General features: G+C 63.1%; 21 protein-coding genes. 7 read left to right on the forward strand and 14 right to left on the reverse strand.

Annotated elements, in window-relative coordinates; translation table 11 throughout:
* The first annotated feature begins 45 nt into the window (after positions 1–45).
* Complete coding sequence (locus ACP15O_RS07945) at positions 46–1,467, forward strand: FAD-binding oxidoreductase (RefSeq protein ID WP_425095533.1); 1,422 nt, start codon at positions 46–48, stop codon at positions 1,465–1,467.
* Here the strand turns inward: ACP15O_RS07945 and ACP15O_RS07950 are convergent.
* On the reverse strand, positions 1,462–2,001 hold the full coding sequence (locus ACP15O_RS07950) for an adenine phosphoribosyltransferase (protein WP_425095534.1): 540 nt from the start codon (positions 1,999–2,001) through the stop codon (positions 1,462–1,464). The genes ACP15O_RS07945 and ACP15O_RS07950 overlap by 6 nt on opposite strands.
* 337 nt (positions 2,002–2,338) lie before the next feature.
* Here ACP15O_RS07950 and ACP15O_RS07955 point away from each other — a divergent pair, with 337 nt between their 5' ends.
* Positions 2,339–2,509: a hypothetical protein gene (locus ACP15O_RS07955; RefSeq protein WP_425095535.1), complete on the forward strand. Its 171-nt coding sequence runs from the start codon at positions 2,339–2,341 to the stop codon at positions 2,507–2,509.
* Positions 2,510–2,531: 22 nt separating this feature from the next.
* Here the strand turns inward: ACP15O_RS07955 and ACP15O_RS07960 are convergent, their stop codons facing one another.
* From ACP15O_RS07960 to ACP15O_RS07970, 3 genes are all read right to left on the reverse strand, one after another.
* Complete coding sequence (locus ACP15O_RS07960) at positions 2,532–3,161, reverse strand: LysE family translocator (protein WP_425095536.1); 630 nt, start codon at positions 3,159–3,161, stop codon at positions 2,532–2,534.
* A 4-nt stretch (positions 3,162–3,165) separates the two neighbouring features.
* Entirely contained in the window at positions 3,166–4,038 is an 873-nt protein-coding gene (locus ACP15O_RS07965; RefSeq protein ID WP_425095537.1) for an S-methyl-5'-thioadenosine phosphorylase, read from the reverse strand.
* Between the two features lie 68 nt (positions 4,039–4,106).
* The gene (locus ACP15O_RS07970) at positions 4,107–4,718 is read right to left on the reverse strand and encodes a flavin reductase family protein (RefSeq protein WP_425095538.1); all 612 of its coding nucleotides are present in this window, start codon (positions 4,716–4,718) and stop codon (positions 4,107–4,109) included.
* 101 nt (positions 4,719–4,819) lie between these two features.
* On the opposite strand from ACP15O_RS07970, the gene ACP15O_RS07975 reads away from it, so the two are divergent.
* Positions 4,820–5,308 carry a GNAT family N-acetyltransferase gene (locus tag ACP15O_RS07975; protein ID WP_425095539.1) on the forward strand — a complete coding sequence of 163 codons (489 nt, stop codon included), beginning with the start codon at positions 4,820–4,822 and terminating at the stop codon, positions 5,306–5,308.
* A 53-nt stretch (positions 5,309–5,361) separates the two neighbouring features.
* Entirely contained in the window at positions 5,362–6,102 is a 741-nt protein-coding gene (locus ACP15O_RS07980) for an EcsC family protein (RefSeq protein WP_425095540.1), read from the forward strand.
* 39 nt (positions 6,103–6,141) lie between these two features.
* On the opposite strand, the gene ptsP is transcribed toward ACP15O_RS07980, so the two are convergent.
* From ptsP to ACP15O_RS07995, 3 genes are all read right to left on the reverse strand, one after another.
* Positions 6,142–8,385 (reverse strand): phosphoenolpyruvate--protein phosphotransferase, encoded by a 2,244-nt coding sequence (gene ptsP, locus ACP15O_RS07985; RefSeq protein WP_425095541.1) that lies wholly within the window; start codon positions 8,383–8,385, stop codon positions 6,142–6,144.
* A 340-nt stretch (positions 8,386–8,725) separates the two neighbouring features.
* Positions 8,726–9,964 carry an aspartate kinase gene (locus tag ACP15O_RS07990; RefSeq protein WP_425095543.1) on the reverse strand — a complete coding sequence of 413 codons (1,239 nt, stop codon included), beginning with the start codon at positions 9,962–9,964 and terminating at the stop codon, positions 8,726–8,728.
* Between the two features lie 297 nt (positions 9,965–10,261).
* Positions 10,262–10,711, reverse strand: coding sequence for a DUF1178 family protein (locus ACP15O_RS07995; RefSeq protein ID WP_425095544.1), 450 nt, complete (start codon positions 10,709–10,711; stop codon positions 10,262–10,264).
* A gap of 147 nt (positions 10,712–10,858) precedes the next feature.
* Between ACP15O_RS07995 and ACP15O_RS08000 the strand changes: the two genes are divergently transcribed.
* Positions 10,859–11,512: a glutathione S-transferase family protein gene (locus ACP15O_RS08000; RefSeq protein WP_425095545.1), complete on the forward strand. Its 654-nt coding sequence runs from the start codon at positions 10,859–10,861 to the stop codon at positions 11,510–11,512.
* A gap of 119 nt (positions 11,513–11,631) precedes the next feature.
* On the forward strand, positions 11,632–12,423 hold the full coding sequence (locus tag ACP15O_RS08005; protein ID WP_425095546.1) for an SDR family NAD(P)-dependent oxidoreductase: 792 nt from the start codon (positions 11,632–11,634) through the stop codon (positions 12,421–12,423).
* 2 nt (positions 12,424–12,425) lie between these two features.
* Here ACP15O_RS08005 and ACP15O_RS08010 read toward each other — a convergent pair whose 3' ends face one another.
* Both ACP15O_RS08010 and ACP15O_RS08015 read right to left on the reverse strand, forming a co-directional pair.
* The gene (locus ACP15O_RS08010; RefSeq protein ID WP_425095547.1) at positions 12,426–13,238 is read right to left on the reverse strand and encodes a helix-turn-helix domain-containing protein; all 813 of its coding nucleotides are present in this window, start codon (positions 13,236–13,238) and stop codon (positions 12,426–12,428) included.
* A 286-nt stretch (positions 13,239–13,524) separates the two neighbouring features.
* Positions 13,525–14,163: a GntR family transcriptional regulator gene (locus tag ACP15O_RS08015; protein WP_425095548.1), complete on the reverse strand. Its 639-nt coding sequence runs from the start codon at positions 14,161–14,163 to the stop codon at positions 13,525–13,527.
* Positions 14,164–14,294: 131 nt separating this feature from the next.
* Between ACP15O_RS08015 and ACP15O_RS08020 the strand changes: the two genes are divergently transcribed.
* Positions 14,295–14,771, forward strand: a complete 477-nt coding sequence (locus ACP15O_RS08020; protein WP_425095549.1) for a DUF3237 domain-containing protein — start codon at positions 14,295–14,297, stop codon at positions 14,769–14,771.
* On the opposite strand, the gene modC is transcribed toward ACP15O_RS08020, so the two are convergent.
* Genes modC through ACP15O_RS08045 form a run of 5 tightly spaced genes read right to left on the reverse strand, consistent with a single transcriptional unit; the run spans position 14,768 to position 18,054 of the window.
* On the reverse strand, positions 14,768–15,862 hold the full coding sequence (gene modC, locus ACP15O_RS08025) for a molybdenum ABC transporter ATP-binding protein (protein ID WP_425095550.1): 1,095 nt from the start codon (positions 15,860–15,862) through the stop codon (positions 14,768–14,770). The genes ACP15O_RS08020 and modC overlap by 4 nt on opposite strands.
* Positions 15,859–16,551 (reverse strand): molybdate ABC transporter permease subunit, encoded by a 693-nt coding sequence (modB, locus tag ACP15O_RS08030; RefSeq protein WP_425095551.1) that lies wholly within the window; start codon positions 16,549–16,551, stop codon positions 15,859–15,861. The genes modC and modB overlap by 4 nt, the downstream gene beginning before the upstream one ends.
* Positions 16,548–17,300, reverse strand: a complete 753-nt coding sequence (modA, locus tag ACP15O_RS08035; protein WP_425095552.1) for a molybdate ABC transporter substrate-binding protein — start codon at positions 17,298–17,300, stop codon at positions 16,548–16,550. The genes modB and modA overlap by 4 nt, the downstream gene beginning before the upstream one ends.
* A 57-nt stretch (positions 17,301–17,357) precedes the next feature.
* Positions 17,358–17,741, reverse strand: coding sequence for a winged helix-turn-helix domain-containing protein (locus tag ACP15O_RS08040; RefSeq protein ID WP_425095553.1), 384 nt, complete (start codon positions 17,739–17,741; stop codon positions 17,358–17,360).
* Positions 17,719–18,054, reverse strand: coding sequence for an ArsR/SmtB family transcription factor (locus ACP15O_RS08045; protein ID WP_425095913.1), 336 nt, complete (start codon positions 18,052–18,054; stop codon positions 17,719–17,721). The genes ACP15O_RS08040 and ACP15O_RS08045 overlap by 23 nt, the downstream gene beginning before the upstream one ends.
* Positions 18,055–18,121 lie beyond the last annotated feature (67 nt).

The raw sequence follows: 18,121 nt of genomic DNA on the forward strand, positions 1-18,121 counted from the left end.
GGAGCGTGGTTTGTGCACCGGACCCGCCATGCTAAGGAGCAGAACATGACCCTGACCGACGCGACCTGTGATTTTCTGTCCTCGCTGGAAAACGCGCTGCCGCCCAAGGCCCTGCGCCCCGTGACGCCCGCCTATGTGGAAGAGCCGCGCGGCACCTGGCAGGGGCAGGCAGCCGCTGTTGTGGCCCCGCAAACCGCGCAGCAGGTGGCGCAGGTGCTGCGGCTGGCCAATGCGGCCCGTGTGGGCGTGGTGCCTTATGGCGGCGGCACCGGGCTGGTGGGCGGCCAGGTGATGCCGGACGGCCCCAAACCCATCCTTCTGTCACTAGAGCGGATGACGGCGGTGCGCGCGCTTTACCCTTTGGAAAACCTGATGATTGCCGAAGCCGGCGCCATTTTGCAGGACTTGCACGGGGCGGCTCGGGGCGTTGATCGCCTGTTTCCGCTGTCCTTTGGGGCCAAGGGCTCGGCCCGGATTGGCGGCAGCCTGTCCACCAATGCTGGCGGGGTGAACGTGCTGCGTTATGGCAATACGCGAGAGCTGTGCCTGGGGTTGGAGGCCGTCCTGCCAGACGGACGAATCCTGAATAATCTCAGCCGTTTGCGCAAGGATAACACTGGCTATGACCTGCGCGATCTGTTCATCGGAGCCGAGGGCACTTTGGGTGTGATCACCGCCGCCACGCTGCGGCTAAGCCCCCGTCCGGCAGCCGAGGGCACGGCGCTGATGGTGGTCTCCAGCCCTTCGGATGCGCTGGATCTGCTGGCGCTGGCGCGCGATCATCTGGCCGAGGGAATTTCCGCCTTTGAACTGATCAACCGCACCGGGCTGGATTTCCTGGCCGAGCATCTTGCGGATGTCCGGCAGCCCTTTGACACGCCGCCCGAATGGTTCGTGCTGATCGACGTCGGGCTAATGCGCGGGATCGACCCGGCCGAGGCGCTGGAGACCCTGTTTGCCGATGCCTTTGAGCGCGGTCTGGTGCAGGACGGGCTGATCGCCCAGTCCGAGGCACAGCGTGCGGCCTTCTGGGAGGTGCGCGAACGCATCCCCGAGGCGAACCGGATGGTGGGCTCGATCTGTTCGCACGATATTTCGGTGCCACTGGGGCTGATTCCAGACTTCATCACCCGCGCTGGCGCGGCGCTGGAAAAAATGGGGGATTATCGGATCAATTGCTTTGGGCATCTGGGGGACGGGAACCTGCATTACAACGTGTTCCCCGCCAAGGGCCGCAGCCGTGCCGAATATGCCGCGCAGAAGGCCGCGATCTCGGGTGTCGTGCACGAGCTGGTCCACGCGCTGGAGGGCTCTTTCAGCGCCGAGCACGGGGTCGGGCGGCTGAAAACCGCAGATCTGGAGCGCTATGCGGACCCGGTGAAGCTGCAATTGATGCGCGGGCTGAAGGATCTGTTCGATCCCAATGGCATCATGAATCCGGGGGCGGTGCTGAGGGCGCGCTCATAGCCCCTCGAAAGCACAGAGCGCATGGACCTCCATGCCCAAAGTCTCCAGCCGTTTGCGCCCGCCCAGATCGGGCAGATCGACGACAAAGGCGCAGCCCACGATCTGGCCGCCCAGGCGCTCTACCAGTTTGATCCCGGCCTCGGCGGTGCCGCCGGTGGCCAGCAGATCATCGACAACCAGAACGGTTTCGCCCGGCTGGATCGCGTCGTCGTGAATCTCGACGATCGCTTCGCCATATTCCAGCTGGTATTCTTCGCTGATGGTGGTGTGCGGCAGCTTACCCTTCTTGCGGATCGGCACGAACCCGGTGCCCAGCTGATGCGCGACAGCCCCGCCCAGGATAAAGCCGCGTGCCTCTAGCCCCACAACCTTGTCGATTCGCTGACCGGCATAGGGGTGCAGCAGCTGGTCCACGCACATCCGGAACCCGCGCGGATCGGCGAACAGAGTGGTCACGTCCCGAAACAGGATGCCCTCGTGCGGGAAATCGACAATGGTGCGGATGTAATCTGCGACGGATTTTTGCGGTGCCATGGTGCCCTCGTTGCTGTGCCCGGCACAGGTTTGGCGGATGGGGCAGGGCGGGGCAAGGGGCGCGTGGCGTCAGAACGGAAAAACCGCCCTTGGGGGCGGCTTTTCAGGAATTGTTTAGCGGTCGTTCGAAAAGAACCGATAGAACCGCATGGAAATCCAGGGAACATGCGGTTTGCGCCAATCCATCCGATCGCGCACCAGCATGGATTTTGCTGCCTGTAGCGTCATTTTCTCTTTCCTTTTTCTTGCCGATGCCGCAAAACATGTGCAGCATTTGGATATATAATGTATATACAAATGCTGTGCGAAATGTCAAGCCGGATTGGGGATTACCGCCTTGGGAAAGAAAGACTCGAAGAAATCGGGCAAGAAAGACAGCCAGCTGGTGCTGCGTCTGGACAAGGAAGAGCGCGACGCCTTTGTCGAGCTGTGCAAAGACATGGACACCAGCGCGGCCCGCGAAATTCGCGGGTTTATCCGGTCTTTTATGAAACAGAACAGCGATTAGGCGGGCCCCCACCGGGGCGCGATCAGCTGGCCCGGCGCAAAGTGGCCGTGAACAGCCCCATTCCGATCAATGTCATCCCGCCGGTTCGGGTCAGCCATTGCTGCACCGAGGGGCGGCGTATCCGTGCGCGCAGCCTGTCCGCCAGAAGCGTGTAGACCAGCGCAACCAGGATCGACAGGCCAATGAAGGTGGCGATTATCACGGCAAATTGCGGGGCCAGCTGCGCATTGGGATTCACGAATTGCGGCACAAAGGCGATGAAAAACCCGATTCCCTTGGGGTTTAACGCGGTGACAAGCGCCGCATGGCCCATCACGCGGCGGCCATTGCCTGGGGCGGGGTCTGGCATATCCTCTAGCCGGGCGTGTTTGGCGCTGCGCAGCATTTTCAGGCCCAGCCAGATCAGATAGGCCGCGCCGACCCATTTCAAAACGCTAAACGCCAGCGCCGAGGTCATGATGATCGCGCCCAGCCCCAGCAAAGAGGCCGTCATCGCCACCAGATCCCCCAGCGCGACTCCGGCCACAGTGGCAAGCGCAACGCGGCGCCCCTGGCTGATGGCATAGCTTAGCACCAGCAAAACCGTCGGGCCGGGGATGATCAGCAGCGCCACGGACGCAGCCACGAAGGACAACCAGACATTCAGGTCCATGCGCTTAGCCCAGAACCCGGCCGGCCACCGCGTCCAGTTTCGCCACCAAGGCGGGGTCTCGTTTTTCGGGGGCGGTCAGGAGGGCGAACTCCAGCGCCTTATCGCAGCCATGCGGGCAATCCTGTCGGTCCGCGCCCAGCAGGGCAGGCAGGCGGCGCACCATGTTGCGGCCCTTGTCGGCGTTGCCGGTCAGCGTGGCGATGATGTCGGAAATATCGACCTCGCCATGATCCGGGTGCCAGCTGTCGTAATCGGTGACCATCGCAACCGAGGCATAGCACAGCTCGGCCTCGCGGGCCAATTTGGCCTCGGGCATGTTGGTCATGCCGATCACATCGCAGCCCCAGCTTTCGCGGTACATTTTCGATTCGGCCAGGGTGCTGAATTGCGGGCCTTCCATCGCCAGATAGGTGCCGCCCATATGAACATTGATCCCGGCGTCCTTGGCTGCGGTATAACAGGCCTCGGACAGGCGCGGACAGGTGGGGTGGGCGACGGACACATGCGCCACGCAGCCCGTCCCGAAGAAGGATTTTTCCCGCGCGAATGTCCGGTCAATGAACTGATCGACGATCACGAAATCCCCGGGCGCCATTTGCTCGCGGAAGGATCCGCAGGCGGATACGGCCACCGCATCCGTCACCCCCAGCCGTTTGAGCGCGTCGATATTGGCGCGATACGGCACCGAGCTGGGCGAATGCACGTGCCCCCGCCCGTGACGCGGCAGAAAGCACATTTTCACCCCGTCCAGCATCCCCGTCAGGATCTGATCCGAGGGCGCGCCCCAGGGCGTGTCCACGCTGACCCATTTGGCGTCCTCCAGCCCGTCGATGTCATAGATGCCCGATCCGCCGATAATGCCGATAGTGGTCTGCATGTGCTGTGCCTTTATCTGAAAACCTATTGCAAATGATGGTGTCCCAGCGCCGGCAAAGGCGCAAGGGCTTAGCGGGTGTCGTCAGGGCGCGAGAGCGCGAACAGCTCGGTTATGGCTGCGTAATCGCGATAGCCCAGACGCGACAGAGGGCTGAAGCTGCTGACGTCGAAAATGCCGTCCTTGATACAGTCGTCGCGCATATGGATGCCTGTGACCTCGCCGATGATCATGGTGTTGGTGTCCCCCCGCAGCGGCACGATCTGGCTAAGCTTGCATTCCAGAACGGCGGGGGCGGCGGCCACATAGGGGCAATCAATCGTGCGGCACTGGGCCTTTTCCAGGCCCGCATGGGTGAATTCATCCTGATCGGCGGGCAGCGATTGCGAGCTGGCGTTCATCGCATCGCGCAGCGCATAGGACACCACATTCATTGCGAAAACCCCGGTGTCGCGGATATTGGCCACGCTGTCCTTGGCGTCTACCTGATCGGGCTTTACCCCGGTCGAGGCAAACATCACCTGAGGCGGGGTATAAGCCACCGCATTGAAAAAGGAATAGGGCGCCAGATTGTCCACGCCATTGGCGCCGCGCGTGGACACCCATCCAATAGGCCGGGGCGTCACGATTGCGTTGAACGGGTTATGCGGCAGATCGTGGCCGTCTTTGGGTTCGTAGAACATCTGCCCTCTGTCCTGTTATCTTTGCGGTTTGTCTCAGACCTAGCGCCGTGTTAGGGCCGTTTCCACCGGAAATTCAGCTTTATGGAATCACAGTCGCGCAAATGTTCACGCTGACGCAGGAAACGCCCAATGATTGGTGGGAGGTCGAGGCGCTCTATGACCTGTGTTTCGCGCCGGGGCGGACGGCTTTGTCGTCTTACCGCCTGCGCGAGAACGTCCCCCCTGTCGAGGGCCTGTCGATCGTCGCGCGCGACGCTGCGGGGATTGTGGGCGGTGCCATCCGGTACTGGCCCGTTCTAGTGGGCGGTGTGCGTGCGCTGCTGCTGGGCCCCGTGGCCGTTCACCCCACCCGGCAGGGCGAGGGGCTGGGCGCGTTACTGATTTCCGACAGTCTGCAACGCGCCAGGGATCTGGGCTGGGAACGGGTGATGCTGGTGGGGGATGCGCCCTATTATCGGCGGTTCGGATTCACCCCTTTGCCGGGGGTGATCATGCCGCCTCCGACAAATCCGGATCGGGTTCTGGGGCAGGATCTGCAACCGGGGGCCTGGCAGGGTGTCCGGGGCGATGTCACGCGCATGGGTTCTTGAAACCAGCGGGGTCCGGGCCAATCTGATAGACAGCCCCGCAGAAAGGCCCCCGCATGCCCCAGGATATACATGATCTGGAAACCGAACTAGACACACTGGCCAACCGCTATCGCGGTGCCGGAGGCGTCGGCATCCAGCTGCTGAACCTGCTGGGCGGCCAGGCCGAAGGGCTGCTGGATCGGCTGCCCCCCATGGTACGCGGTCAATTGCAAAGCGGCACAGAAAGCGCTCTGAAAATCGCGATGAAGGCGGCGCATGGTTCGCGCGGAGTGCTGGGGGATCAGCCGATGTGGCTGAACACCGCCGTCAGTACCGCGATGGGCGCGGCCGGTGGCTTTGGCGGGCTGCCCGCCGCGATGGCCGAACTGCCGGTCACCACCACGGTGCTGCTGCGTGCGATTCAGGGCGTGGCGGTAGAGCACGGGTTCGATCCGGCGGCCGAGAATGTACAGTTCGACTGCATCCAGGTGTTCAGCGCTGCGGGGCCTCTGGCCGGGGACGATGGGGCGGATCTGGCGTTTCTGTCGGCCCGGATGAGCCTGCAAGGCGCGGCGCTCAATACGCTGATTGCGCGCGTTGCCCCGCGTCTGGCGGCTGTGTTGGGGCAGAAACTGGCGGCGCAGGCGGTGCCGGTGATGGGTGCCGTGGCCGGAGCCGCGACAAACTATGCCTATACCAGCTATTATCAGGAAATCGCCCATGTGCATTTCGGGCTGCGCAAACTGGCAATCGAGGCAGACCGCCCCGAGGCAGACCTGCGCCGGGCCTTGCAGGAACGTGTCGCGCTGCCGTGAATACCCCCCGAACGCCCCCTCGGATGGGCGGGCCCAAGCTTAGCTGTTGTTGCGCAGATAGGCCATCACGGCGGGGCGCACCGATTGATGCCCCTGGGCGCGGGCCTCTTCGATCACGGCGCGCAGTTCGACCAGATTCAGCCGGCGCAGCATGTGTTTGACCGGCCCGATCGAGGCCGGGCGCATCGACAGCATCCGAAAGCCCATGGCAGCGAAACAGGCGGCCTCGATCGGGCGTCCGGCGTCCTCGCCACAGAAACTCAGCGAGGTCTGCGAGGCCTCGCAGCGGCGCACGATCTGCTCCAGAAAGGTCAGGAAACTGACGTTCAGCGTGTCATATCGGCGGCGCACGCGTTCGTTTTCACGGTCGGCGGCAAAGAAGAACTGCTTCAGATCGTTCCCGCCAATCGACAGGAAATCGACCTCATCGTAAAATCGGTCCGGCGCGAAGGCCAAAGACGGGGTTTCCAGCATCGCGCCGATTTCCAGATCGCCGGGCACCTCATGCCCCAAAATCCGCTCGCGCTCCATGGCCTTATCCATTTCGGCCTTGGCGGCTTTGTATTCCTCGTACTGGGCGACAAAGGGGAACATGATCGACAGAGGGCGCCCGTTGGCGGCACGGATCAGCGCCTGCAATTGCATCCGCATCACGCCGGGTTTGTCCAGCCCCACGCGGATTGCGCGCCAGCCCAGGGCGGGGTTCGGTTCTTCCTGGGGCTTCATGTAGGGCAGCACCTTGTCCGAGCCGATATCCAGCGTGCGGAACACCACGCGCTTGCCGTTGGCGGCATCCAGCACGCGGGCATAAAGCGCCGACAGTTCGGATCGTTTGGGCATCTGATTCCGGACCAGGAATTGCAATTCGGTGCGGAACAGGCCCACCCCTTCGGCCCCCGAGCTTTCCAGACTGGGCAGGTCGGCCATCAGACCGGCGTTCATTTGCAGGCTGATCGTGGTGCCGCATTGGGTGGTCGCCGGCTCGTCCCGGATCGAGGCATAGCGTTCCTGCGCCTGCGCCTGCATCGCGATCTTGTCGCGGAAGGCCGTGACGACGGTGTCGTCGGGGCGCAGATGCACCACGCCCTGATCGCCGTCCAGCATGATGTGATCGCCGTTCAGCGCCTCGGTGGTGATCCGGTTTGCGTTAATAATCAATGGGATGGCCAGCGCGCGCGCAACAATCGCGGCGTGCGACCCGACCGAGCCTTCCTCTAGCACGATCCCCTTCAGCGAGCGGCCATAATCCAGCAGTTCGGCCGGGCCGATATTGCGGGCGATCAGGATCGGATCGGCGGGCATATCCGCGCCGGTTTCGGTGCCCTGTCCGGTCAGAATGCGCAGCAGACGGTTCGACAGGTCATCCAGGTCGTGCAGCCGGTCGCGCAAGTACGCGTCATTCACCTGGCTCAGCCGGGCGCGGGCGGTGGATTGTTCTTTTTCCACGGCGGCCTCGGCCGAAAGGCCCCGGCTGATGTCTTCCTCCATCCGGCGCATCCAGCCTTTGGAGTTGGCGAACATCCGGTAGGCCTCTAGTACCTGCATCTGCTCGGTGTCCCCGCCCGACGCCCCCGCCAGCATCTGATCGACCCCCACGCGCAGGGTATCGACAGCCTCGCGCAGACGTTCAAGTTCCTTATGAGGATCATCGGCAATCGGATTGGTGACGACGACTCGTGGTTCATGCAGCCAGACATGGCCTTCGGTTGCGCCCTCCTGGCCGGTGCCGCCGCGGATCAGCACGGCCTGTTTGTGGCGCGCGGTCATCGCGGCATTGTCGGCGGTGAAGGCGCCCAGCTCGGTCATTTCGGCCAGCACCATGGCGACCACTTCCAGCGCGTACAGCTCATCCGAGGAAAATTGCCGCGCCTGTTTGGACTGCACCACCAGCACGCCCAGGGTTTCGCCCAGACGGCGGATCGGCACCCCCAGGAAAGAGGAGTAAATCTCTTCGCCGGTTTCGGGCATATAGCGAAAGCCCTTGGCGCTGGGCGCGTCGGCCTCGTTCACGATGGTGCCGGTGCGCGCCACGCGGCCAACCAGGCCTTCGCCCATTTTCATCCGGGTCTGGTGGACGGCCTCGGGCTTCAGCCCCTCGGTGGCGCAGAGTTCCAGGGTTTCGGGATCGCGGAACAGATAGATCGAGCACACCTCGGTGCCCATGGAATCGGCAATAAGATGCGTGATCTCGTCCAGGCGGGCCTGGCCGGCATTGTCCTTGGCCATCGCGGTGCGCAGACGGCCCAGCAACTTGCGGCTTTCGGTTTCCGTTGTCTCGGTCATCCTGACGGCTGTCCTATTTCATCCGATCCAGAGGCGTATAGATCACAAGTCGGGGTTGAGGAAAATGAATATCGTATGGCGCGGTATGAAATTTGCGCGAAAAGGTGAAAAATCAGAATTATGTTGCGTGTCTCGGGGGTTATATTGTGCACTTGCCGAAAAACCTTTTGCATATGCAGCATGGGGCGGGTGTCTTTTTATGGTTAATATTCGTGCTATGCGTGTTTTGAGTCCTGGGCGCAACCCGTAAACTGACCCAGCGTAAAGGGTGCGCGGGAAAAGAATAAGCCGGCCAGGAAACCCTGACCGGCCTGAAATCACAGCTGCGCTTGGGCGTGGCTTAGGTGGTTTTCTCCAGTTCGAAGGCATCATGCAGCGACTGGACGGCCAGCTCCATGTATTTGCGGTCGATCAGAACCGAGATTTTGATTTCCGAGGTGGCGATGACCTTGATGTTGATGCCCTCGTTTGACAGGGTTTCGAACATTTTGGCGGCCACGCCCGACTGGCTGCGCATCCCGATGCCCACGGCCGAGACTTTGCACACCTCGGTGTCGGCGATCAGTTCGGCAAAGTTGATGTCACCAGAGGCCTTGGCCTCGTCCAGGGCCTTTTGCGCGCGCAGCACCTGATCGGTGGGGCACGAGAAGGTCATGTCGGTCCGACCGCCCTCGGCGATGTTCTGGATGATCATATCCACGTTGACGCCGGCCTCGGACAGGGGGCCGAAAATGGCGGCGGCGATGCCGGGACGATCAGCAACGGAAACGAGGGTCATCTTGGCCTCGTCACGCGAATAGGCGATGCCGGATACAGGGCGGTTTTCCATGACTTCCTCCTCGGCACAGACAAGCGTGCCGGCTTCATCAGACGGTTCTTCGAACGAGCTGAGCACGCGCAGTTTCACCTTATAGCGCATGGCCAGCTCGACCGAGCGGGTTTGCAGGACTTTGGCGCCCAGCGAGGCCAGTTCGAGCATTTCCTCGAACGAGATCTTATCCAGTTTGCGGGCCTTCTGGCTGATCCGCGGGTCGGTGGTGTAGACGCCATCCACATCGGTGTAGATGTCGCAGCGTTCCGCGCCAAAGGCAGCGGCAAAGGCCACGGCGGTGGTGTCGCTGCCGCCCCGGCCCAGCGTGGTGATCCGGCCCTCGGGGGAAATCCCCTGGAAGCCCGCCACGACGGCCACGCGCATCCCTTCGCCGAATTTGGCGGTGATGTTGTCGGTGGGGATTTCCTCGATCCGGGCCGAGCTGTGCGCGTTGGTGGTTTTCACCGGCACCTGCCAGCCCTGCCAGCTGCGCGCGGGCACGTCCATTTCCTGCAAAGTCAGCGCCATCAGCCCGGCGGTGACGTTTTCGCCCGAGCTGACGACGGCATCGTATTCGCGCGCGTCATAGAGCGGCGAGGTTTCATTGACGAAGCCCACCAGCTTGTTGGTTTCACCCGACATGGCCGAGACGATGACGATCACGTCATAGCCTTTGGCCACTTCCAGTCCGACGCGTTTGGCGGCGCGTTTGATCCGGTCCAGCGTGGCGACGGAAGTGCCGCCGAATTTCATCACGAGAACGGGCATGGTCAGTCCTTGTTCCTTGGTCCCGCGGGGATTAACGGTTTGCGCCGCCAAGAGCAAGATTGCATCGCGGATCAGAGGGATTTTGCCGCAATCGGTGTGGCGGGTATCCGCGCCGGACCTGTGGAGGGGGCGGGCAGTGAGTATTTGGATCAAAAAGAAGCCAGGGGCGGGGCGGCGATATATCGGGTTTCATGTTGGCGGTGTGTTGGCCGCCTGGGGAAGGCCGGGGTGCGGCGCGTCTATTCGGATATGGTGTGGCGGCTGCGGCCGATGCGGCGGTGGGCGGCTGTGATGGGGTCAGTTCGTTTTGCGGCCGCTTAGGAAGGGCAGGGGCAGGACTGGCACGCCTTCCTCGATGAGTTTTTTGGCCTCTTCGGGTTTGGCCTCGCCATGGATGGCGCGTTCTGGGCTGTCGCCCTCGTGCATGGCGCGGGCTTCCTGGGCGAAATTCTGGCCGACATATTCCGAGTTTTCCTCGATCTTGCGTTTGAGTTCGGAAATGGCGCGTTCGGTGTCGTTGGCCGGGGTGCCGAGCGTGGGGGCGGAGGGGGGCGTTTCGGGGGAGGCGGCGCTGGCGGTTCGGGCGGGGCGGACGCGCGGGGCCATGATGGCCTTATCCACATTGGCCGAGCCACAGACCGCGCAGGCCACCATGCCGGCGGCCTTGAGCTTGTCAAACGCCTCGCCGGATTGAAACCAGCTGTCGAAGCGGTGATCCTGATCACATTTCAGCGTGTATTGAATCATCACGTGGGCCCATTCGAGAACTGGCCCACTACATACCGACAGAAGGTGGAAAATCAAGTTAACACCGACGGGCCGCCTGCGCGGGCTGCGCACAAGCGCCGTTTTACGGCGCAGGTTAGCGTGAGGGGCTGAAAACAGGAGATTCCCGTGCTGACATTGTGGCATTGCGAAAATGCGCGTTCTTTCAGGCCATTGTGGGCGCTTGAGGAGCTGGGGCTGGATTATGCGCTGAATATGCTGCCTTTTCCGCCCCGGTTTCAGCAGCCCGCGTTTCTGGAGCAAAACCCGCTGGGGACGATCCCGTTACTGGTGGACGGGGACACGCGGATGACCGAAAGCGCCGCCATTCCGCATTATCTGGGGATGGTTCACGGGCAGGGGCGGTTTACGCTGGGGGCGGAGCACCCCGAATATGGCGCTTATCTGAACTGGCTGCACCATGCCGAGGCGACGCTGACCTTTCCGCAGACGATTTACCTGCGCTATGGGGTGTTCGAGCCGGACGAGCGGAAAATGCCCTCGGTTGCGGCCGATTATCGGCGCTGGTTTCTGGTGCGCCTGAAACTGCTGGAGGCGCGCTTGCAGGACGGGCGTGCGTTTCTGGTGGGCGGTCAATTCACTATGGCGGATATTGCAGTGCATTATGCGCTGTATCTTGCGGCGCGGATCGGGATGCGAGACGAGCTGCCTCGGGCGTGTCGGCAGTGGCATGACGCGCTGTGTGCCCGTGCCGGATTTCAGGCCGCTGTGAAGCGCCAAAGCCTTGAGGCGAAACGGCAAAACCTGCGCTCTGCGATATAGTTCCGCGCTGGCGGCGCGGTGGTTCGGGCGGGTGTGACGTGCGGTCAGATCGGGCGGGGCTTGTGTGTGGGGCGCAGCCGGGGAAACATGCCCGGACGTATGAGCAGGGGAGGAGTATCATGCAGTTTGAGGGGATTGTGGCTGTCGTGACGGGGGGCGGCAACGGGATCGGTGCGGCCCTGGCCCGAGCGCTGAAGGCCCGCGGGGCTGCTCGGGTGATTGTTGCGGATCTGGATGCCGAAGGGGCTGAAAACGTGGCCGCGGAAATCGGTGGCCGGGCCTTTGCGCTGGACGTGCGGGACGCGGATGCGATTGGCCAGATGATCCGGACAATCGAGGCCGAGGAGGGGCCGATCGGTCTTTTCTGTTCGAATGCGGGCGTGTTGATGGGGCTGGATCGGGGGCTGAAGTCCTCGGTTGTGGCCTCTGACCGCGATTGGCAGATGTCCTGGGAAATCAACGTGATGGCTCATGTTCATGCCGCGCGTCACCTGGTGCCGCTGATGGAGGCGCGCGGCGGCGGATATTTTCTGCACACGGTCAGCGCGGCGGGGGTTCTGAACCAGATCGGCAGCGCGGTCTACGGCACCACGAAACACGCCGCAATCGGGTTCGCCGAGAACCTGGCCTTTACCCATCGCGATGCGGGCATCGGGGTGTCGGTTCTGTGCCCGCAGGCCGTGCAGACCGACATGATCTCGGGGATCGAGGGCGCAGGCTCGGCCGGATTGGATGGCGTGCTGAGCCCCGAACAGGTGGCAGAGGTCACGCTGGACGGTGTCGCGGCCGAACGCTTTCTGATCCTGCCGCATGAACAGGTTGCGGGCTATATGCAGCACAAACTGGCCGATTACGACCGCTGGCTGGGCGGCATGGCCAAGCTGCAAAGGATGCTGCGCGACGGGCCGTGATCTCAGCCCGCCCAGATCTGCGGGGCAAGCGTATAGTTTGCCCCCGGATAGACCTTCAGATGTTTCGAGCCCTGCCGGATCGACCGCGGCTTCAGCCCAAAGGTGCGCCGGATCGAGTGGCTGAAATGGCTGCTGTCAGGATAGCCCAATTCCAAAGCGACATCAGTCAGGGAACGCTGGCTGTTGGCATGGTCCAGAAACCGCCGCGCACGTTTCCACATCCGCATTGACCGGAAGGGCACCCCGGTGTTCAGCTTGAAAAGATACAGAAACCGAGACGGGGACAGGCCGATCTCGCTGGCGTAATCTTCTGCGGCGACGGTGCTGTCCTCGACCTCATCGCACATCAGTTGCAGCACTTGCCGGATACGTTCGTCCATGGGCCGGGGGGCAAGCTCTTGCCCCAGAAACAGGCGATCGAAGGCGGCGGTCGATAACCCGTTTTGCGGCAACAGATGCGGCAGGCGACGGTGCCGTTCCCGAACGCGTTTTGCCAGTGTTGCACATCCCTGAGGCGTGGCAAACAATGCGGTCAGCTGCGCCTGTGCGGTATCAGACAGGCTTTCCGGTTCCAGCCCGATCTCGTGAATGTGCCCGGAAGGGGCCAGTAAACGATGGGTCTGATAGGGACGGACCAGAGCGGCCTGGGCATCCTGCCAGCCCTGACCAGCATCAATTTCGAATGGGGTATCGGTGGCGAAATAGAGCTTGAAATTGCCAAGCTTGCGCGGCTTTTTTGAGTTCCCGGCAAGGCCGGAATAGAACAGCCGATCTCGCCCGATCACCAAAACGGCGGGGTTCCAGGGTGTGTTCAACGATGTCTCCTCCCATGCAGGGCGAAATCTGGGGCAGACCCCGCGCTTGCGGTCCAAGCTTGTCCGAGGACACCCCGCTCGCGCAAGTTTTCCGTTGCGAAACATTGAAAAGGCGTGATCCGATTGAGCGCGCTATCGCGCGCGCTTTATATCTCGTCGTCAGCCTTTGGCTTCCTCCTCGGGTTTGGCGTCGCGCCTCAGACTGCCGCAGGCAGTCTGCCCGAGGGAAATTTCCGTAGGAAATTTCACGAGACATCCAGCACGCGCGAAAGCGCGTTCCATTGGATCAAGACTTGGGGAAAATGCTGTCCAGCATGTCTTTGGAGCGCCGCACATGTGCGCGCGCTTGGGTTTCGGCGGTTTCGCTGTCTTTATTCAGGATCGCGGTGATGATTCTCTGATACGAGGCTTGGCGTTCTGCGCGTGGCACGTCCAGTTTATGGCCAAGCATATGCGCATTCATGCTGGACAGGATGTCCGCAAGTTCGCGATTGCCGCCGATCCGGGCCATGGTGCGGTGGAAACGGTTGCGCAGCCGGGCATATTCGAATCGCCCAAGATCCTGGGGGGGCGCCAGAAGCGGGGTATATACCTCTTGGAACAGGGCGCGATTGCCTGGGGCATCAATGTGTTCGGCGGCCTGGCGCGCGGCCAGTCCGATCAGTTGCTCGATGATCAGCAGGATATTCTCGGCGTCGGTGCGGGTCAGTTCGCGGATGCGGGCCCCGCGGTTCAGATGCGATTCGGCGATGCCCTGGGCCGTCAGTTTCTTGATCGCCTCGCGCACGGTTGAGCGGCTGACCGCATAGCGGGCCATCAGATCGGGTTCGACCAGCCTTTGACCCGCTGAGAAGCGCCCCTCGTAAAGGCCCCGCACAATATCGCGGGCAAGCGCATCCGAAGAGCTGAGTTGGCGTTGGGGCATTGGCAAATCCGTCTGGCGATTTCGTCGGGCAATTTCACGGGAAATACGCTAAAAAGGCAAGGTCGAAGCGGCCGCGCGGTTTCGATTGCCCGCAGGCCAGCCCCGATCCGGATCATATTGCCGAGGACTTCATGAAGACACCACCACAATTGCCCGCCCCCAGCCTGAGCCATGTCTGCGATCTTTATGTCGCGCTGGACCCGATCCGCGAGATGGGGCCGGGGCGGGCGGGGCAGCGCCGGATCGTTCCGATTGTTGGCGGACATGTCGAAGGGCCGGCGTTCTCGGGGCGTATTCTGTCGCTGGGGGCCGATTGGCAAACCCTCTGGGAGAACGGCGTGGCCGAGCTGGACACGCGCTATGCCTTTGAAACCAATGACGGCGCGCTGATCGAGATCCGCAATTACGGTTACCGCCACGGTCCGGCCGAGGTGCTGCGCGCCGTGGCGCGCGGCGAGGATGTCGATCCGGGCGCGTATTACATGCGCACCATGGCGCAGCTGGAAACCGGGGATGCGCGCTATGACTGGGTGAACCGGACGCTGTTCACGGGGGTTGGGGCGCGGCGTGCGGGGCAGGTTGTGATTTCGCTCTATGCGATTGATTAGCGCAGGGTCTGGCCCCCGCCGACATCCGCCTGCGCGACGGAGACCGATTTGATGATCGCATAGCAGGCGGTGCCGGGCCTAAGCTGTAGGGCCTTGGCCGACCGTCTGGTGATCCGCGCCAGCACAGTATCCGGGCCGCATTGCAGGCGCACCAGGGCACCGGGGCCATCCCCCTGCCGCAGGGTTTGCACCGTGGCGGGCAGCACGTTCAGCGCCGAGATGTCCCGCGGACGTTCAAGGGATAGCATGACCTCGTGGGCGTGGATGCGGATGCGCAATTCCGTGCCCAGCCCGGCCCGGACATGCGGCAGAAGAAGCGCGCCGCCCGCCGTTTGCAGCTGCGTCAGCCCGTCGTCATGATGCGCCTGAACACGCGCCTTCAGCACGGCTCCGGCCTCGCGCAGGCCGATCAGCGGGGCGATATGCGGGTCTGACAGCATCTGAGACAGCGGCCCGTAGTGGCGGGTCTTGCCGTTCTCGATCAGCACCAGAGTATTGGCCAGACGCGCGATTTCCGACATGGCGTGGCTGACATAAAGAATGGGCAGCCCGGCGCGATCGCGCAACCGTTCCAGATAGGGCAGGATTTCCTCTTTGCGGGCGGCATCCAGCGCGGCCAGGGGTTCATCCATCAGCAGAATGTCGGGCGCGGACAGCAAGGCGCGGCCAATGGCGACACGCTGTTTTTCACCGCCGGACAGCGCACCGGGGTGGCGATGCAGCAGAGGGCCGATCCCCAGCATCTCGATGACGTCCTGTTCCGGCAGGCCGGTGCGGCGCTGAAACCGTTGCCCGTACCGCAGGTTTTGCCGGACATTCAGGTGCGGAAACAGCCGTGCGTCTTGAAAAACATAGCCGACCCGGCGTTTGTGTGCGGGCAGGTTCACGCGGCGGGCGCTGTCGAAAACGGGGCGGCCTTGCAGGTTGATTTCGCCGCGATCCGGGCGCAGCAGCCCCGCAATGGCATTGATCAGAGTGGTTTTGCCCGATCCGGACCGGCCGAAAATCGCGGTGACTCCGGTCTCGGTTTGAAACCGGGCGTCCAGACGGAATTCCCCCAGATCGTGCTGGATACGGACGGATATGCTCATTGCGTTCTCCGTTTGACACGCTGGGCCAGGGCCTCGGACAGCAGCAGCGCGCCCATGGCCAGAACCACCGAAATCCCCACCAGACGAAGCGCCGAGCCCTCGGCTCCGGGGATTTGCAGGAACGCATAGATGGCCGAGGGCAGGGTCTGCGTCTGCCCCGGAATATTCGACACAAAGGTGATCGTGGCGCCGAATTCCCCCATCGCCTTGGCAAAGGCCAGCACGGCTCCGGCGATGATGCCGGGCAGGATCAGCGGCAGGGTGATCGTGACAAACACCGCCAGCCGCGAGGCCCCCAGCGTGGCGGCGGCCTGTTCCAGTTTCGGGTCAACGGATTCGATTGCCAGCCGGATCGCGCGTACCATCAGCGGAAAGGCCATGATCGCGGCGGCCAGCGCGGCCCCTGTCCAGCGAAACGCCAGCGTGATCCCCAGCGTTTCATACAGGAATGCCCCCACGGGCGCGCGTTTGCCAAAGGTGATCAGCAACAGATAGCCCGTCACCACGGGTGGCAGGATCAGGGGCAGATGAACCAGCCCGTTCAGCAGCTGCTTGCCGGGAAACTGCCCGCGCGCCAGCGCCAGAGCCGTCAGGATCGCCAGCGGCAGGCTGCCCAGAACGGCCCAGAAAGCAACCCTGAGCGACAGGGCCACAGCGGCCCATTCAGCGGGGCTGAGCCATTCGGTCATGGGGCGTCGGGCAGGGTAAATCCTGCCTGCCGGAAACGCGCCTGCGCGGCGGGGCCTTGCAGATAATCCAGCAGGGCCTGCGCCTCAGGCGCGGTGCTGTCCGCAGTCAGCGCGGCCGGATAGATGATCGGCGGATGGCTATGCGCAGGAAAAGAGGCGACGATCTGAACCCGCGGATCGGCCAGCGCGTCGGTCAGATAGGTGATGCCCAGAGGGGCCTCGCCCAGGGCCACCAGCGCCAGCGCGGCGCGCACGTTATCGGTTTGCGCCACCTGGCCTTCGATGCCGGCCCACAACCCCAGTGAGGCAAGCGCGGATTTCCCGTAGATACCGGCAGGGACGGCCTGGACCAGCGCCATGGCCAGAGGCCCACCGGACAGAAGACCGCGCAGATCGGTGGCGGCGGACAGGCCGGGCAGGGGGGCGATGTCGTGGCCGATCAGCACCAGCCGGTTGCCCAGCAGATCAATGCGGCTGTCGTTTCGGATCAGGCCATTGGCCGCCAGATGATCCATCCAGCCCGGATTGGCCGAGATATAGATGTCGGCGGGGGCTCCGGCTGCGATCTGACGCGCCAGAGCCGAGCTGCCGGCAAAGGACAGCGTGACGGAATGGCCTGTGTGCGCCTGCCAATCCTGGGCCACCTGCTCCAGCACGGTTTTCAGGCTGGCAGCGGCAAAGACCGTCACCGACCCGGCCCACAGCGCCGAGGGCAGGAAACACAAAAGAAAGGCAAGGATCAGACGCATGGGGCCTCAATATGTTTGCCGAAACATATCGCCTGGCGATCCCCTCCGGTGCAAGCTCTATTTTGGTGGGGCGGGGGCAGACAAAAGGCGCGTGATGTCGGCGATTTCCGTGGCCCCGGCCTGTTCCATTTTCTGTTCCAGCGTGCGAAAGGCCCGCAGAACGGTGCGCCCGTCGCCGGTCAGCCTGGCGCCGCCGCCCTTGGTGCCGCCGCGGCTGGACAGAACCAGAGGCGCGCGAAAAGCGCGGTTCATCTCTTCGACCAGGGCCCAGGCACGCCGGTAGCTCATGCCCATCGCGCGTCCGGCGGCTGAAATCGAGCCCGTCCGGTCAATCTGTTCCAGAAGCTCGGCCTTGCCCGGCCCGATTTTCAGGCCGTCATCAAACACCAGACGGATGCGCAGCCGGGGCCCGGCAGGATCAGCAACTGGCGCTTTCGGCATCGGCGGGGCCGCAGAACAGGCGATACAGCAGCTGGATCACCTCATAGGTGTTCTGATCGGCCAGCGAATAATAGATGGTTTTGCCATCGCGCCGGGTGGTGACCAGCCCCTCTTCGCGCAGCCGGGCCAGCATCTGGCTGACGGCGGCCTGCCGAATGTCCAGCAGGGCCTCAAGCTCGCCCACTGATTTTTCGCCCGATCCCAGATGGCACAGGATCATCAGCCGGCCTTCGTGGGCCAGAGTTTTCAGATAGGCGGCGGCGCTGGCGGCGCTGCGGGCCATTTCCGAGGGGGGTGCGGGGGGCGCTTGCATATTCACGTTTGTCGGTCCTGCGCTGTTTCACCTTCTCTAGCACGCCCGCACAGAAAGGGCGAGACCA

Source organism: Youngimonas ophiurae (nom. illeg.) (genome assembly GCF_049803795.1).
In the GTDB taxonomy this organism is placed as follows: Bacteria; Pseudomonadota; Alphaproteobacteria; order Rhodobacterales; family Rhodobacteraceae; genus Thalassobius.